This is a genomic window from Vibrio olivae (assembly GCF_042428525.1).
GTDB lineage: Bacteria > Pseudomonadota > Gammaproteobacteria > Enterobacterales > Vibrionaceae > Vibrio > Vibrio olivae.
The window spans coordinates 1-722 of the sequence record NZ_JBHMEP010000062.1 but is presented as its reverse complement, the minus strand read 5'-3'; the positions used below and the strand labels follow the sequence as shown (position 1 = coordinate 722).

At 37.5% G+C, this 722-nt stretch carries 1 protein-coding gene; it reads right to left on the bottom strand.

Annotation, left to right across the window (positions count from 1 at the left end; genetic code table 11):
- Positions 1-722, bottom strand: a 722-nt coding sequence (locus tag ACFFUV_RS23475; RefSeq protein WP_390198363.1) for an IS30-like element IS6770 family transposase, incomplete at both ends; no start/stop codon positions are given.

The window sequence follows — 722 nt, the reverse complement described above, 5'->3', positions numbered from 1 at the left end:
CGATTGGTGTTCTGTAATTCAATGATTTTCTTGGAATATGATTACGTTGATTGCTGACACTGGAAATAAATGTCTGATTCACTTCTCTAAAATCCATTGATTTCGGCAGTCCATTACGACGCAGAATCCCGTTAGAATTCTCGTTTAATGGGCGTTGAGAAGGTGTTCCAGGGTCCGCAAAATATATATCAATATCATGTTGGTTACTAATGGCTTTCCAGTTAGAAAATTCTTTTCCACAGTCAAACGTAATAGATTTAAAGAAGTTTTTAGGGAAGCGAGAAAACCATTGATTAAGGGCAGTTTCAATATCTAATGCCTTACGGCCGTTGGGTTTAATCGTGATAATGACTTTAGATAATCTTTCAACTAAAGTAATGACGGCACTTTTATGATGAATGCCAACGATCGTATCACCTTCAAGGTGACCAAACTCAGAATTGAAATCAGGATAATTATCAGGTCGATCATGGATTGAGCGCTGATACTGTTGTTTTCCCCGTTTTTCCTGATGGCCATTGGGTTTTCTTTTACCTTTCATCGGTAGTGTGTCAATCTCAAATATTCCTTTAGAAAATAAACGATAAAGTGTTCTCATACCGCATGAAACAAGCCTTTCTTTTCGCCCGATAATGACGTCAGGCGTCCAACCAAGAGTGACTTTCTCTTTAATGTAATCTACTTCATGAGCAGGTAATTGAATGACTTTTCTACCACATTTT